The organism is Marinobacter xestospongiae, from assembly GCF_023156385.1.
Classification (GTDB): domain Bacteria; phylum Pseudomonadota; class Gammaproteobacteria; order Pseudomonadales; family Oleiphilaceae; genus Marinobacter; species Marinobacter xestospongiae.
Window position 1 is genome coordinate 1 of sequence record NZ_JAKZAK010000033.1, and the last position, 14,818, is coordinate 14,818.

At 62.0% G+C, this 14,818-nt stretch carries 16 protein-coding genes; 11 read left to right on the forward strand and 5 right to left on the reverse strand.

Annotated elements, in window-relative coordinates; translation table 11 throughout:
* A partial coding sequence (locus tag MLD24_RS19480; protein WP_248168730.1) for a hypothetical protein occupies positions 1-228 on the reverse strand: 228 nt, incomplete at its 3' end.
* Between the two features lie 77 nt (positions 229-305).
* On the opposite strand from MLD24_RS19480, the gene hemE reads away from it, so the two are divergent.
* Together hemE and MLD24_RS19490 are read left to right on the forward strand one after the other, a co-directional pair.
* Positions 306-1,373, forward strand: coding sequence for a uroporphyrinogen decarboxylase (hemE, locus tag MLD24_RS19485; RefSeq protein WP_248168731.1), 1,068 nt, complete (start codon positions 306-308; stop codon positions 1,371-1,373).
* Positions 1,374-1,473: 100 nt separating this feature from the next.
* A complete protein-coding gene (locus tag MLD24_RS19490; protein ID WP_227172331.1) occupies positions 1,474-1,842 on the forward strand; it encodes a PilZ domain-containing protein in 369 nt (122 codons plus the stop codon).
* 25 nt (positions 1,843-1,867) lie between these two features.
* On the opposite strand, the gene radA is transcribed toward MLD24_RS19490, so the two are convergent.
* The gene (gene radA, locus MLD24_RS19495) at positions 1,868-3,244 is read right to left on the reverse strand and encodes a DNA repair protein RadA (RefSeq protein ID WP_248168732.1); all 1,377 of its coding nucleotides are present in this window, start codon (positions 3,242-3,244) and stop codon (positions 1,868-1,870) included.
* An 85-nt stretch (positions 3,245-3,329) separates the two neighbouring features.
* Positions 3,330-4,991, reverse strand: a complete 1,662-nt coding sequence (gene ettA / locus MLD24_RS19500; RefSeq protein WP_248168733.1) for an energy-dependent translational throttle protein EttA — start codon at positions 4,989-4,991, stop codon at positions 3,330-3,332.
* A 306-nt stretch (positions 4,992-5,297) separates the two neighbouring features.
* On the opposite strand from ettA, the gene glyA reads away from it, so the two are divergent.
* From glyA to MLD24_RS19540, 8 genes are all read left to right on the forward strand, one after another.
* Positions 5,298-6,554 (forward strand): serine hydroxymethyltransferase, encoded by a 1,257-nt coding sequence (glyA, locus tag MLD24_RS19505; RefSeq protein ID WP_248168734.1) that lies wholly within the window; start codon positions 5,298-5,300, stop codon positions 6,552-6,554.
* Positions 6,555-6,613: 59 nt separating this feature from the next.
* Complete coding sequence (gene nrdR / locus MLD24_RS19510) at positions 6,614-7,132, forward strand: transcriptional regulator NrdR (protein WP_227172320.1); 519 nt, start codon at positions 6,614-6,616, stop codon at positions 7,130-7,132.
* Positions 7,129-8,244: a bifunctional diaminohydroxyphosphoribosylaminopyrimidine deaminase/5-amino-6-(5-phosphoribosylamino)uracil reductase RibD gene (ribD, locus tag MLD24_RS19515; protein WP_248168735.1), complete on the forward strand. Its 1,116-nt coding sequence runs from the start codon at positions 7,129-7,131 to the stop codon at positions 8,242-8,244. Before nrdR ends, ribD begins: the two co-directional genes overlap by 4 nt.
* A gap of 67 nt (positions 8,245-8,311) precedes the next feature.
* Positions 8,312-9,427 (forward strand): bifunctional 3,4-dihydroxy-2-butanone-4-phosphate synthase/GTP cyclohydrolase II, encoded by a 1,116-nt coding sequence (gene ribBA, locus MLD24_RS19520; RefSeq protein ID WP_248168736.1) that lies wholly within the window; start codon positions 8,312-8,314, stop codon positions 9,425-9,427.
* 80 nt (positions 9,428-9,507) lie between these two features.
* Positions 9,508-9,984, forward strand: a complete 477-nt coding sequence (gene ribH, locus MLD24_RS19525) for a 6,7-dimethyl-8-ribityllumazine synthase (protein ID WP_227172314.1) — start codon at positions 9,508-9,510, stop codon at positions 9,982-9,984.
* Positions 9,984-10,454 (forward strand): transcription antitermination factor NusB, encoded by a 471-nt coding sequence (nusB, locus tag MLD24_RS19530; protein ID WP_227172313.1) that lies wholly within the window; start codon positions 9,984-9,986, stop codon positions 10,452-10,454. The genes ribH and nusB overlap by 1 nt, the downstream gene beginning before the upstream one ends.
* Before the next feature lie 3 nt (positions 10,455-10,457).
* Positions 10,458-11,414, forward strand: coding sequence for a thiamine-phosphate kinase (thiL, locus tag MLD24_RS19535; protein WP_248168737.1), 957 nt, complete (start codon positions 10,458-10,460; stop codon positions 11,412-11,414).
* Positions 11,411-11,950, forward strand: coding sequence for a phosphatidylglycerophosphatase A family protein (locus MLD24_RS19540; protein ID WP_227172310.1), 540 nt, complete (start codon positions 11,411-11,413; stop codon positions 11,948-11,950). Before thiL ends, MLD24_RS19540 begins: the two co-directional genes overlap by 4 nt.
* A gap of 9 nt (positions 11,951-11,959) precedes the next feature.
* On the opposite strand, the gene MLD24_RS19545 is transcribed toward MLD24_RS19540, so the two are convergent.
* Positions 11,960-12,163 carry a DUF6316 family protein gene (locus MLD24_RS19545; protein WP_227172309.1) on the reverse strand — a complete coding sequence of 68 codons (204 nt, stop codon included), beginning with the start codon at positions 12,161-12,163 and terminating at the stop codon, positions 11,960-11,962.
* Positions 12,164-12,486: 323 nt separating this feature from the next.
* Here MLD24_RS19545 and MLD24_RS19550 point away from each other — a divergent pair, with 323 nt between their 5' ends.
* A complete protein-coding gene (locus MLD24_RS19550) occupies positions 12,487-13,194 on the forward strand; it encodes a DUF2057 family protein (protein ID WP_227172306.1) in 708 nt (235 codons plus the stop codon).
* A 68-nt stretch (positions 13,195-13,262) separates the two neighbouring features.
* Here MLD24_RS19550 and MLD24_RS19555 read toward each other — a convergent pair whose 3' ends face one another.
* Positions 13,263-14,795, reverse strand: a complete 1,533-nt coding sequence (locus MLD24_RS19555; RefSeq protein ID WP_227172302.1) for a WS/DGAT/MGAT family O-acyltransferase — start codon at positions 14,793-14,795, stop codon at positions 13,263-13,265.
* Positions 14,796-14,818: the final 23 nt, after the last annotated feature.

Below are 14,818 nucleotides of genomic sequence, written 5' to 3' on the forward strand. Positions count from 1 at the left end.
GAAGTGAAACAGACCTGCGCCGATGGTAGTGTGGCACTTGCCCATGCGAGAGTAGGTCATCGTCAGGCTCTTAATACTGAAAACCCCAGCATCTTCGATGTTGGGGTTTTTTATTGCCTGCAGAAAAGCGGGCGACCGAAGACTGGCCAGTATTGTCGAGTCGGCGCCGGGTAGAGCATCAACGCTTTGAATCAAATAGCCGGCCTTTACCGTAAAGCACAGGTGCATGGCCCCCTCCTACTTGCGGGCCAGAAACGCTATCATTGCAGGCCATTGACCATGGGACCAACCACCGGGATGAAACTATGACAGAGTTAAAGAATGACCGTTTCCTACGTGCGCTGATGCGGCAGCCAGTGGATCGAACCCCGGTGTGGATGATGCGGCAGGCCGGGCGTTACCTGCCGGAGTATCGGGCGACGCGAGCCCAGGCCGGTGATTTCCTGAGCCTGTGCAAGAACACGGAGCTGGCCTGTGAGGTTACCCTGCAGCCATTGGAGCGCTTTCCACTGGATGCTGCGATTCTGTTCTCCGACATTCTCACCATTCCCGACGCCATGGGGCTGGGGCTGTATTTTGAGACTGGTGAAGGCCCCAAGTTCCGCCATACCGTTCGCAGTGCCGACGACGTCGCCGCCTTGCCGGAATTGAATTCCGCCGTTGACTTGGACTACGTGATGAATGCTGTGTCCACCATCCGCGGGGCCCTGAACGGTCGCGTGCCTCTGATCGGCTTCTCCGGCAGCCCCTGGACGCTGGCCACCTACATGGTAGAGGGTGGCTCTTCCAAGGACTTCCGGGAAGCGAAGAAGCTGATGTACTCCGAACCGGAGGTGATGCACGCGTTGTTGGCCAAGCTGGCCAGCGCCGTCACCGACTACCTCAACCAACAGATTCGGGCCGGCGCTCAGGCGGTGCAGATCTTCGATACCTGGGGCGGTGCATTGAGCAGCTGGGCCTACCAGGAGTTGTCACTGGCCTACATGAAACAGATCATTGATGGTCTGATTCGTGAGCAGGACGGTCGTCGCATCCCGGTGATTCTGTTTACCAAGAATGGCGGGCAGTGGCTGGAGAGTATGGCTGACACCGGAGCTGATGCGCTGGGGCTGGACTGGACAACCGACATTGCCCAGGCCCGTGCCCGGGTCGGAGATCGCGTGGCCTTGCAGGGCAACATGGACCCGGCGATGCTGTACGCGCCGCCGGCCCGTATCCGGGCGGAAGTAGCGGACATCCTCTCCCGATTTGGTCAGGGCAGTGGCCATATCTTCAACCTTGGTCACGGCATCACACCAGATGTCGACCCTACGCACGCCGGCGCGTTCATTGAAGCGGTCGTGGAACTCAGCGGGCAGTATCACCAGGGCTGACCGCTTGTTGTTCAGCGGTAGCGGACTATATTTAGGGAGGCCCCGGGTGTTTTCCGGGGCGTCCGGCCACGTCCCTATCGCTGAACAATGAGGTGCCTGCTTGACCGACCAAACCACTGAAAAGCGTCGATTCCACCGAATCGAATTTGACGCGCCTTGCGAGCTGTTCTGTCAGGACAGGGTCTGGGCAACCAAGGTGCTGGATATTTCGCTGAAAGGGGTGCTTGTTGCACGCCCGGATGACTGGGATGTGCCCCTCAACCAGCCCAGTGAACTGGTCGTCCAGCTGAACGGCGAGAATACCGCTATTGTGATGGCGGTCGAGCTCCGCCACATCGAACCCGAGCGGCTGGGGTTCCAGTGCCAGTACATCGATCTGGAGAGCGCCAGCCACCTTAAACGTCTGGTCGAGCTTAACCTGGGAGATCCCGAGCTGCTGGAACGGGAGTTTGCCCACCTGATTGAGTGAGCTTCAGAGCCTTGGCTAAGGCGCTCTAAAGCTCCTCCAGGGCCGTCAGGGCGTCGCTGAGCTTGGTGACCGGTATCACTTTCATGCCTTCGATGGGCTTGCGGGGCATGTTGGCTTTGGGCACCAGTGCCCGGGTGAAGCCGTGCTTTGAAGCCTCGTAGACCCGTTCCTGGCCACTGGGCACGGGCCGGATCTCGCCGGACAGCCCAACCTCGCCAAAAATCACCAGATCCTGGGGCAGCGCACGATCGCGGAATGACGACACTATGGCAGCCAGCAGCGCCAGGTCCGCACTGGTCTCGTTGACCTTTACACCGCCGACCACGTTGACAAACACGTCCTGATCCGCCACATGCAGGCCGCCATGGCGATGCAGCACCGCCAGCAGCATGGCCAGCCGGTTCTGGTCGAGCCCAACCGCGACCCGCCGTGGATAACCGCCCTGGGCCAGATCCACCAATGCCTGTATTTCCACCAGCATGGGCCGGGTACCTTCCCAGACCACCATCACCACGCTGCCGGGAGCGGCCTCCTCGCCCCGGTTCAGGAAGATGGCACTGGGGTTCTTAACTTCCTTCAGGCCCTGCTCAAGCATGGCGAACACGCCCAACTCATTAACCGCGCCAAACCGGTTCTTGATTCCCCTCAGGGTGCGATACCGGCTGTCACTGGAACCTTCCAGCAGAATCGAACAGTCGATCATGTGTTCCAGCACCTTGGGGCCGGCCAGGCTGCCGTCCTTGGTGACGTGACCAACCAGAAACAGGATGGTACCGGTCTGTTTGGCCATCCTGGTCAGGAAGGCCGCACTCTCCCGCACCTGAGAGACGCTGCCGGGTGCTGACTCGGTCTCGCTGACATGCATCACCTGAATACTGTCCACCACCAGAATGCGGGGACGTTCGGTTTCGACGATCTGAACGATGCGCTCGACACTGGTCTCCGACAGGATTTTCAGGTCTTGCGTTGCCAGGCCAAGACGCTTGGCGCGCATCGCAACCTGCTGCAGCGATTCCTCACCGGTGACGTACAACGCCGGTACCTGGGATGCCAGGTGGCAGACAGTCTGCAGCAGCAGCGTGCTCTTGCCGGCGCCAGGGTGTCCCCCCATCAGGATGGCGGAGCCTTCCACCAGGCCGCCGCCGAGAACCCGGTCCAGCTCCTGCATGCCAGAGCTGATGCGGCTTTGCTCGGTGAGACTGACGGCATCCAGGGTCTGGACCTCACTCAGGCTGCCGGCGAAACCGTCAAAACGGGCGCCCCGGTTGGCTTTGCCGGTGTTGCCAACACCACGCACTTCGCTGATGGTGTTCCAGGCTTGGCAGGCCGTGCACTGGCCCATCCATTTGGAATAGTCGGCACCGCATTCGGTACAGACATAGGCGGTCTTGGTCTTGGCCATAGCGGGCCCTGTTGTTTGCGGAAGAAGGGAAGGGGGTTGGCAATGACTCCGGGGCCTGAGTGGCCCCGGATTGGTTGAGCGACCGTTAGGCCAGCTTCTTGTACTTCATGCGGGTGGGGACCATGGCAGAGTCGCCTTTGCGCTTCTTGTGGTCTTCATCGTACTCGCTGAAGTTGCCCTCGAAATAGACCACCTCGCCGTCGTCCTCAAACGCCAGGATATGGGTGGCGACCCGGTCCAGGAACCAGCGGTCGTGCGAGATCACCAGAGCGGCGCCCGGGAAGTTCAGCAGCGCCTCTTCCAGTGCCCGAAGGGTTTCTACATCCAGATCGTTGGTTGGTTCGTCCAGCAGCAGGACGTTGCCACCCTCCTTGAGCAGTTTGGCCAGGTGCAGGCGGTTGCGCTCACCACCGGAGAGATCGCCGACCCGCTTCTGCTGGTCCGTACCCTTGAAGTTGAAGCGGCCGACGTAGGCACGGGACGGCGTTTCATAGTTGCCGACCTTGATGATGTCCTGGCCGTCGCTCAGCTCTTCCCAGACTGTCTTGTCGCCGTCCAGATCACGCATCTGGTCAACGTAAGACAGTTCAACGGTCTCGCCCACGGTGATGCTGCCGCGGTCGGGCTGATCCTTGCCGGCAATCATCCGGAACAGTGTGGACTTACCGGCACCGTTGCCACCAATGATGCCGACAATGGCCCCGGGCGGTACCCGGAACGACACGTCCTCGTAGAGCAGGCGGCCATCGAAGGACTTGCTGATGCCTTCCACCTCGATCACCTTGTCACCCAGACGCGGTCCGGGCGGGATGTACAGCTCGTTGGTTTCGTTGCGTTTCTGGAACTCCTGGGAACTCATCTCCTCGAAGCGGGCCAGACGGGCCTTGCTCTTGGACTGACGGCCCTTGGCATTGCTGCGTACCCACTCCAGCTCATGCTTGACGGCTTTCTGGTGGGCGGCTTCCTGCTTGGACTCCATCTCCAGACGCTTCTCTTTGTTCTCCAGCCACTGACTGTAGTTGCCTTCGAAGGGAATGCCCTGGCCGCGGTCCAGCTCGAGAATCCAGCCGGCGACGTTGTCGAGGAAATAGCGGTCGTGGGTAATCGCCACTACAGTGCCGGTGTAATCGTGCAGGAAGCGCTCCAGCCAGGCTACGGACTCGGCGTCCAGGTGGTTGGTGGGCTCGTCCAGCAGCAGCATGTCGGGGCTGGAGAGCAGCAGGCGGCAGAGCGCGACCCGGCGTCGCTCACCACCGGACAGGTTGCCGACATTGGCGTCCCAGGCGGGCAGACGGAGGGCGTCGGCGGCAACCTCCAGTTTGCGCTCAATGTCATGCCCTTCGCTGGCCTGGATATAGGCCTCAAGCTCACCCTGACGTTTGGCCAGGGCGTCGAAGTCGGCATCGGGCTCGGCATAGGCGGCGTACACCTGGTCCAGCTCGGCGAGGGCATCGTGGATGCCGGAGACCGCCTCATCAACCACTTCCTTGACGGTCTTGCTGTCGTCCAGCTGCGGCTCCTGGGGCAGGTAGCCGACATTGATGCCCGGCTGGGGGCGGGCTTCGCCGATATAATCCTGGTCGACGCCGGCCATGATCCTCAGCAGGGTGGACTTACCCGCGCCGTTGAGGCCAAGAACGCCGATCTTGGCGCCCGGGAAAAAACTCAGGGAGATGTCCTTGAGGATTTCGCGCTTGGGTGGAACCACCTTGCCCACGCGATTCATGGAGTATACGTACTGTGCCATAACTGGCGGTGTCCTCTGGTTGAAAGCCTCGATACGGATGGCCCCAGGCAGACAGATGCGGGGCCGAGGCGTGGCTGTGATCAGGCTTGTAAGGTAGCGAAACGGTTCCGCGAAGGCAATTGTGGAAACTTGCGCGCCCGGGCTGTGTCCCACGGCCTGAAAAGGTGATTTTTTGGGCGTTGATGCGGTAGAATGTCCGACCTTTTTCCCCGGGGGAGCCGGCGCCGTGAGGCCATTGTCGGTTCCCGGCCCGCTTTACGTTCATTTGTCTGCAGGGCAGACGCAGCACACAGAGGCAGCGCATCCATGTTTAATCGTGAAATGAAGATCGCCGGTTTTGACGACGAAATCTGGAACGCCATGCAGGCGGAGAGCAAGCGTCAGGAAGCTCACATCGAGCTGATCGCATCCGAGAACTACACCAGCCCGCGGGTGATGGAAGCCCAGGGCAGCGACCTGACCAACAAGTACGCCGAAGGTTATCCGGGCAAGCGTTACTATGGCGGCTGTGAGCACGTTGACGTGGTCGAGCAGCTGGCGATTGACCGTGCCAAGGCGCTGTTCGGGGCCGCTTACGCCAACGTGCAGCCTCACTCCGGGTCCCAGGCCAATTCCGCGGTCTTCATGGCCCTGGTCAAGCCGGGTGATACCGTGCTGGGCATGAGCCTGGCACACGGCGGTCACCTGACCCACGGCGCCAGCGTCAACTTCTCGGGCAAGATCTACAACGCCGTTCAGTACGGCCTGAACCCGGAAACCGGTCTGATCGATTACGACGAAGTCGAAGCGCTGGCGGTTGAGCACAAACCGAAGATGATCATCGCCGGTTTCTCCGCCTACTCCCAGCCGCTGGACTTTGCCCGCTTCCGCGAGATTGCCGACAAAGTGGGCGCTTACCTGTTTGTCGACATGGCCCACGTTGCTGGTCTGGTGGCTGCCGGTGTGTATCCGGACCCGATGCCTCACGCCCACGTTGTGACCACCACCACCCACAAGACCCTGCGTGGTCCCCGTGGCGGCCTGATCCTGGCGTGCGACGACGAGGACATCCAGAAGAAGCTGAATTCCGCGGTATTCCCCGGCGGCCAGGGTGGCCCGCTGATGCACGTGATCGCCGCCAAGGCGGTGTGCTTCAAGGAAGCCATGAGCGATGACTTCAAAGCCTATCAGCAGCAGGTGGTCAAGAACGCGGCGGCCATGGCGGAAGTGTTCGTTGAGCGCGGTTTTGACGTGGTCTCCGGTGGCACCACCAACCATCTGTTCCTGGTCAGCCTGATCAAACAGGACATCACCGGTAAAGATGCCGACGCCGCCCTGGGCCGCGCCCACATCACCGTGAACAAAAACGCCGTCCCCAACGACCCGCGTTCGCCGTTTGTCACCTCGGGTCTGCGGATTGGTACTCCTGCCGTGACTACCCGTGGTTTCGGTGAGTCCGAGTGCCGTGAACTGGCCGGTTGGATGTGCGATATTCTTGATAATCTGGACGATGAGGCCGTCATCGACCGGGTTCGCGGCCAGGTGGAAGCTGTGTGCGCCCGTTTCCCGGTTTACGCCGGTTAAGTCCATAATCCGGTGGCAGGCCTGATGCCTGCCCCGGACCTTCTGGAGACTCGTCAATCATGCATTGTCCGTTCTGTGGTGAAGCCGACACCAAGGTGATCGACTCGCGGCTGGTCGCCGAGGGTGACCAGGTGCGCCGTAGACGGGAGTGCCTGTCCTGCCGTGAACGCTTTACCACCTTTGAGTCAGCCGAACTGGTGATGCCTCGTGTGGTGAAGCAGGACGGCACCCGCCAACCTTTCGATGAAGACAAGCTTCGCTCCGGCATTATGAAGGCGCTGGAAAAGCGGCCGGTGAGCATCGAGGAAATCGAGGCGGCGCTCAACCGGATCAGGTTCCGGCTGCGGGCCACCGGTGAGCGGGAAATCAAGTCGATGCAGTTGGGCGAAGAGGTGATGACGGAGCTGAGACAGCTCGACAAGGTCGCCTACGTCCGGTTCGCATCGGTGTATCGAAGTTTCCAGGATATCAATGAATTCAAGGAAGAGATCGAGCGGCTGTCGGTGAACGGCGGTGACGGTCCCGACCCGGTGGATGTCGCCAAGGCGCTGGCGGATACCGACAAGGGACAGTCATGACGGACACCCGACAGGTGCGGCTCATGGCCCGGGCGATTCAGTTGGCCTGGCGCGGGCGTTATTCTACTCATCCCAATCCCCGTGTTGGCTGTGTCATTGCCCGAGGTGATGACATCCTGGGAGAAGGCTGGCACGAGCGAGCCGGTGAGGCTCACGCCGAAGTGCATGCGCTCAGCAAGGCAGGGCCGGCGGCCAGGGGGGCAACCGCCTATGTCACGCTGGAACCCTGCAGTCATTTCGGGCGTACTCCGCCGTGCGCGCGGGCGCTGATTGACGCCGGCGTTGCTAAAGTGGTGGTTGCCACTATGGACCCCAACCCCGCGGTGTCGGGGCGTGGCCTGGCAATGCTGCGGGACGCCGGTATCCGGGTGACGGAAGGGGTGTTGGCAGAGCAGGCCCGGCAGCTCAATCCCGGGTTCATGAAACGGATGCACTGTGGCCGGCCCTATGTGCGGGTCAAGATGGCGGCCAGCCTGGACGGTCGGACCGCTATGGCCTCGGGCGAAAGCCAGTGGATCACCGGCGCGGCGGCGCGCCAGGACGTCCAGCGTCTGCGGGCGATCAGTGACGCCATCCTGACCGGTGTCGGGACGGTGCTTGCCGACGATCCGTCTCTGACCGTGCGTCGCAGTGAGCTCGGTGACATCGGTGATGCCACCGAGCCGTCCCGGCAGCCGCTGCGGGTCATCGCCGACCGGGATGCCCGTACGCCCTGTGATGCCAAGATCCTGCACGGTGGCAATGTGCGGCTGTTCTGTTCGTCGGAAGCGCTGGTGACTGCGCCGGCGCAGGATCTCTCCGCACTGGGCGTCAGTGTGGCGGGGGTACGCTGGAAGGACAACGGTATTGACCTGGGGGAAGCCCTGGACGCCCTGGGCGAGCTGGGCATCAATGACCTGCTGGTGGAGGCCGGGCCCACCCTGGCGGGAACCTTTGTCCATGAGCGGCTGCTGGATGAGCTCTGGCTGTACCAGGCGCCGGTCTTCCTGGGCAGCACCGGCCGACCCACCGCCAATCTTCCCCTAGAGCGGATGGCGGACAAGATCCAGTGGACAGTCAAGGACCAACGCCAGGTCGGTGACGACCAGCGGCTGATCCTGATTCCCCGGTAAATTCCTTTCCAATTTCAGGACCCGGTGGGCCGCATGCCCGAAGGGTCAACGAGGGTGCAAAAACGGTATGGCACTGAACACGATTGAAGACATCATCGAGGATATTCGTCAGGGCAAAATGGTGATCCTGATGGACGATGAGGACCGTGAGAACGAAGGTGACCTGGTGATGGCTGCCGAGTTCTGCGACGCCGAGGCCATCAACTTCATGGCCCGCTATGGTCGCGGCCTGATCTGCATGCCCATGACCCGGGAGCGCTGCCAGCAGCTGGGGCTGCCACTGATGGTGGAAAAGAACGCCTCCGGATTCGGCACCAAGTTCACCCTCTCCATCGAAGCCGCCGAAGGGGTGACCACGGGTATCTCCGCCGCTGACCGGGCGCGCACCGTTCAGGCGGCGGTGGCGAAGGACGCCAAACCGGCGGACCTGGTTCAGCCGGGGCATATCTTTCCGCTGATGTCCGACCCCGGTGGTGTGCTCAGTCGTGCAGGCCATACCGAGGCATCCTGCGACCTGGCGTCGCTGGCTGGCGCCGAGCCGGCCGGGGTGATCTGTGAAATCATGAACGACGATGGCTCCATGGCTCGCCGTGAGGACCTGGAGGCCTTTGCCGAGGCTCATGACCTGAAGATTGGTACGATCGCCGACCTGATCCATTACCGCACCATGAACGAGCGCACCATCGAATGCGTGGAGGAATACGACCTGGATACGGAGTTTGGCGTATTCAGCCTGCGGACCTACCGCGATAGCATTCAGGGCGGCACGCACCTGGCGTTGGTGAAAGGCAACATTGAGGCGGAGACGCCGGCGCTGGTGCGGGTACACATCACTGACACCCTGCGGGATCTGTTGGGAGCCCATCGCGAGGGCTCGCGTAGCTGGCCGCTGCACCACGCCATGAAAGCGGTGGCGGAATCCGGCAATGGTGTGGTTGTGCTGCTGAACAGCGCCGCCGACAGTCACGACCTGGAAGATCGTATCCACGAGTTCTTCGGCCAGGGTGCCTCACCGTCCAGCAAGGGACAGTCCGGCGTCTATTTCACGGTCGGTACCGGCTCGCAGATCCTGCGGGATGTCGGTGTCGGCAAGATGCGTTTGCTGAGCGCCCCCATCAAGTTCTCCGCCATCTCCGGTTTCGACCTGGAAGTGGTGGAATACGTACCTTACACCGCGAGCTGAGGATGCCTCCGGGCGTTCTCGCACTCGCTTAAACCGATAGTACAGGCTGCGCCGATGGGCGGGCCAGCAAGGAGCCGATCATGGCAGAGATTAAAACAGTGGAAGGTGATTTCACCGAGTGTTCGGGCCGTTACGCCCTGGTGGTTGGCCGGTTCAATGGCTTTGTGGTCGAGAGTCTGGTGGAAGGGGCGATCGATACCCTGCGCCGCCACGGTATTGCCGATGAAGACATTACCCTGGTCCGCGTACCGGGCGCCTATGAAATGCCGCTGGCCGTCAAGCGGGTGGCGGAGACCGGTCGTCATGACGCCATCATCGCTCTGGGTGCGGTCATCCGCGGCGGTACGCCGCATTTTGACTTCGTGGCCGGTGAAGCCTCCAGTGGTCTGGGCGCGGTCAGTCTGGAAACCGACGTGCCGGTGACCTTCGGGGTGCTGACGGTGGATTCCATCGAACAGGCCATTGAGCGCTCCGGCACCAAAGCCGGAAACAAAGGTGCCGAGGCTGCCATCACCGCTCTGGAGATGGTGAGCCTGTTCAAGAAGCTGGGTGAGTGATGAGCGACAGCGACCAGACATCCCCCAAACCGGCCGGGCAACCCAAGGCCGGTGATCGTCGCCGTGCCAGAGCGCTGGCGATGCAGGCCCTGTATCAGCGGCATTTCAGCAAGACCCCGGTGTCGGACATCGAAGCCGAATTCATGGTGGACAACGACATGAGCAAGGTCGATACCGCCTATTTTCGGGACCTGCTGCGTGGGGTTCACCGCGAACAGGACGAGCTCGATCGGCTGCTGGAGCCCCTGCTGGACCGCCCCCTGGCGGAAGTGGATGCGATTGAGCTGGCGATCGTCCGCCTTGGCGCCTATGAGCTCAAGCACCGTATTGATGTCCCCTACCGGGTGGTGATCAATGAGGGCATTGAGATGGCAAAGCGCTTCGGTGGCACCGAGGGCCACAAGTTCGTCAACAGCATCCTCGACAAATTGAGCGGACGGCTGCGGCTGGCGGAAACCCGCTCGCGCTAAGTCATGGGCGAGTTTGAGCTGATTCGAAAGCTGATACTGCCGCTGGCGGGGGGAACCCGGTCAGCGGCAGTTTTGCTTGGGCCCGGGGATGACTGTGCCATCCAGCGACTGCCAGCGGGGCACGATCTGGTGTTTTCGGTGGATACCCTGGTGGAAGGTCGTCACTTTCCCGTGGGTTATCACCCCCGCCACCTGGGATGGCGCAGTCTGGCTGTAGCGGCCAGTGATCTGGCGGCGATGGGCGCAGAACCGGCGTGTTTTTCATTGGCCCTGACCCTGCCGGAATCCGATCAGGACTGGCTGGGCGAGTTTTGCCAGGGGCTGGGGGAAGCGGCTCGGGCGTTCGGGCTGAGCCTGGCCGGAGGCGACACCACCCGTGGTCCCCTGACGCTGTCCCTGCAAGTGCATGGCACCGTACCTGCGGGCCAGGCGCTGCGTCGCAGCGGTGCGGGTGTGGATCAACTGATCTGTGTCTCCGGCACCCTGGGAGAGGCCGGTGCTGCCCTCGACTATCTGGATGTCCTCCAGCCCTCCGAGCCGGTTCGCCAGCTGTTGACGCGGTACCACCGGCCTCAGCCGCGGCTGGCTCTAGGGCAGGCGTTGCGTCCCTGGGCCACGGCGGCGATTGATGTGTCCGACGGTCTGATGGCGGATCTGGGGCACATTCTGGCGGCCTCCGGCATCGGTGCAGACCTGGATGCGAGCTCTTTGCCAGTATCTCCGGCGTTACGGGAGGTGGTGGGTGAGAAGGCCGTCGCACTGGCACTGACTGCCGGTGATGACTACGAGCTGTGCCTGACCATGGCTCGGGACGACTGGCATCATTTGCCCGATGCGGTGAGGGCGGAACTTACTGTGATCGGTCGCACCCGTGACAAGACCGGGATTGACCTGAACGGCCTGCCGCCAGGTATCACCCTGCCGGCCACTGGCTACGACCATTTTGGAGCGCAACCATGAGCGATCCCCACAACCCACAGTCGGGGCCGGACTCCATCGATGAGCCTCCGCTGCTGTTGCCCCCGGGGTTCCTGCGGGACCCGGTGCACCTGCTGGCCTTCGGGTTCGGCAGCGGTGCCGCGTCACGCGCTCCGGGAACCTGGGGCAGCGTAGCGGCTATCCCATTCTGGTTGTTGATCTGCTGGCTGCCGGCCTGGGGCTACTGGGCCGTCGTGGCATTGGCGTTCGTGGTGGGAATCTGGTTGTGCGGTCGCACCGCCGACGATCTCAAGGTCCATGACCATGGTGGTATCGTGTGGGATGAGTTTGTCGGAATGTGGATTGCCTTGGGGCTGATTCCACAAAGCCTGACCGGGGTGCTGCTTGGGTTCCTGCTGTTCCGCTTCTTTGACGTGCTCAAGCCCTGGCCGATCAACTGGTTCGACCGGCGCATGCCTGGTGGCCTGGGCATCATGTTCGATGACGTGATCGCAGGGGCGATGGCCCTGGGCGTGCTGGCCCTGGTGGATGGCTGGCTGTTGCCGTTGTGGTCCTGACCTCGATGCTCAGTGTAGCGAGGGCTCTTCCGGTAACAAGCGAACCACGTTGAGAAAGCGTTCCAGGCCCTGTTCGGCCCGCTGGCGGGAAGCAAAGGGTCCGCTGTCGAAACCTTCACGAGTGGTAAAGTACCAGCGACTACCGACGCAGAAAAACCGGCTGCTGCGAAATGGGACCGGGCCTTCCTCGCCCGTCCGGTGCTGAATGTCCATAAGGCCTCCTGTGCCTACTGCGGTGACGACGTTCTGGAGCTGCGTCAGTTTTACATGAACGGTCTGTATAAAATTAAAACAATTCGGGCCAAATTCAACACTTTTTTACAATTCTCCCGGCTGCTGAATGGCTGCCACCCCTTAATTACCCAGAACTGTGAAGGCGTTGGCAGTGACCGTTGTCCGGGCTCCGCCCTGGACTCTCTTGAACTCTGCGGGGGCTGTCGTCAGAATGCCTTTCTCATCGGCCGGTACAGAGTCCGGCCAAACGTTAGGCAGCCGACGTTCCGCCATGGGCTGTCCATACCAGACAGAGGCATTTCATGATCCAGTTGAGCAGTTTTCGCCCCGTTTCCGGAGCCCTTCGATCCTTGCGATTCCTGATGGCCGGCCTGCTGGCACTGGTGGTGGCAGGCTGTAGCTCGACGCTGACCAGGATCCAGACCTGGGAAGGCGCTGCCGCGGACGCAGAGGCGGTGGCGGTCCTGCGGACGCCTGGTGAGATCCAGGTAAGCCAGGTCAATGGTCGTGATGTCGGCAACTTCCTGATGGACGACCTGGCACTGGATTACGAGCTCCTGCCAGGGCGCAATGTCGTGGTATTCAAATACAAGACGATCTGGGCCAAAGGCGCTGGGGTTGAGAACGGCGAGTCGAAAGTGGCGGTGATTGAAACCCAGCCCCAGCAGGTGATCATCAACGCCCGTGCTGGCGAGCAGTACGAGTTTGTGTTGCCGGAGCCGGGGTCACGCCGTCAGGCGGAGGCCCTGAGCCGGAACTTTCGTGCTCAGATCAGCAACACCGGTGGTGCCATCGTTGCTACCAGTGGCCGCTATGAGCCCGCGATGCCGGTAGCAGGCGCGCCTTCCGCGACCACTCCTGCGGGAGCCCCTGTTGCGGGTGCGCCGGTCAGCACAGCGCCTCAGTCAATGCCAGGTGGTGACCTGCCGGCACTGGAAGCGATGAAGGTGCTGTGGGAGCGCGCCAGCGCCGAAGACAAGCGCGAGTTCCTGCGCTGGGCATTTGACTAGCCAAAACCTGCTTCCCTTCGGCAGTATGTCAGCCTGGCAGCCGGGGAGGCCGATCGGTCTCTCCGGCGTCAGTCGGTCCTGAACCGGCGTACCGTTTTCTTTAGTACCCCTTCCATCACCGTTAATGCACCCTCCACCAGAGAGCCCTGCGGCGCCTGCTGCAAGTCCGGCTCGTTCCGCTCCGGCGGCAGCTCGCTGGCGGCTTTTTCAATACTGCTCAGGCTTTCATGCATCAGTTCGGCCAGGGAGTCCCCTTCGGGCACGACGTCTGGACACAGGGTGAAGTTCACCGTGAGCAGGCCCTGATAGCTGACAGCAACAATCACCAGGCCCATGCTGTCGAACAGCGGTGCGGTGTTGTATTGCGACATCAGTTGGGCGCCCTGAAGGTACAACGGCACCTGGGGGCCAGGGACGTTGGTGATGGGCACGTTGAATACCGGCTGATAACGCTGGGCGATCTGCAGTTCCGAGTACAGCCGAGCTGACAGCGCCAACATGGTGGAGGGTACCAGCTCCGTCAGCCGATCTGCCGCGATGGCTTCCTGGTAGGGTTCTGAGGCCACGGCGTTCCAATGAATGCGCTGGATGCGCCGGGCCGGGTCGGGCTCGTTGGTGGCCAGGTCCAGCAGCATCGCCGACATCTGGTTGCCGGTTGCCCGCCGCAGGCTCTTGGAGCGAACCGAGATTGGGGTCATTGCCACCAGGGAACGACTGCCATCCGCTTTGCAGTTTTCCATGTAGCGCCGCAGTGCCTCGGCACAAAGTCCCAGCACCACGTCGTTCAGGGTGACGTCCCCAAGGTTGGCCTTCAGCGCTTTTAAACGTGCCAGTGACAGCGAGGTGGAGACGATCTTGCGGTTGGCGGTGATCTGCCGATTGAACGGGCTGTGCGGCGCGGTGAACAGCGGGAAGGGCAGTGGCAGCTTGTGCAGCTGCTTCTGCACCAGGCCGCGGGCGGTCGCTTCGGCGGCAGTGGCGGCGAGGCTGGCGAACTGGAACGGTTTGCGCACCAGGTTCATCCCCGCCTGCAGGTAGACCCGCTCTTCCGAGGGTTCCGGCCGGGGCTCCCAGGGTTGGGGCGGGTGGATCGGACTGGGCGTCGGGCTGTACTCCAGCAGTTTGCCCAGAATTTCTTCGCCGCTGAAGGCATCAATGGCGGCATGGTGCAGTTTGACGATCAGCGCGAACCCCTCGCTGTCCGGGTCGCTGTTGTCGTAGCGGAAGCCATCGACGAAGGTGATGTGCCACAGTGGGCGATCGCGCTTCAGCGGTTCTTCCAGGATTCGGGCGGCCAGGCCCTTGAGGTTGGCCAGTTGGCCATGCTCACCCAGGTTCACATAGGCCAGGTGGCGCTCAATGCTGAAGTCTGGATCGTCGACCCAATAGGGCAGGCCGAGGCGCAGGGGAATTTCCCGAAGCTTCTGGCGAAACACCGGCACGACATGCAGGCGGCTGCGCAGATAGGCCACAAACGTACTGAAGGCCAGCGGCTCTTCCCGCTCCCGGGCATCGAACAGGTAAATACCGCCGATGTGCATGGGGGCGGTGTCCGATTCCAGATAGAGGAAGGATGCATCCAGTTCGGAAAGCTGCCTCATGGTTGGCTCCCTTGATTGATTCG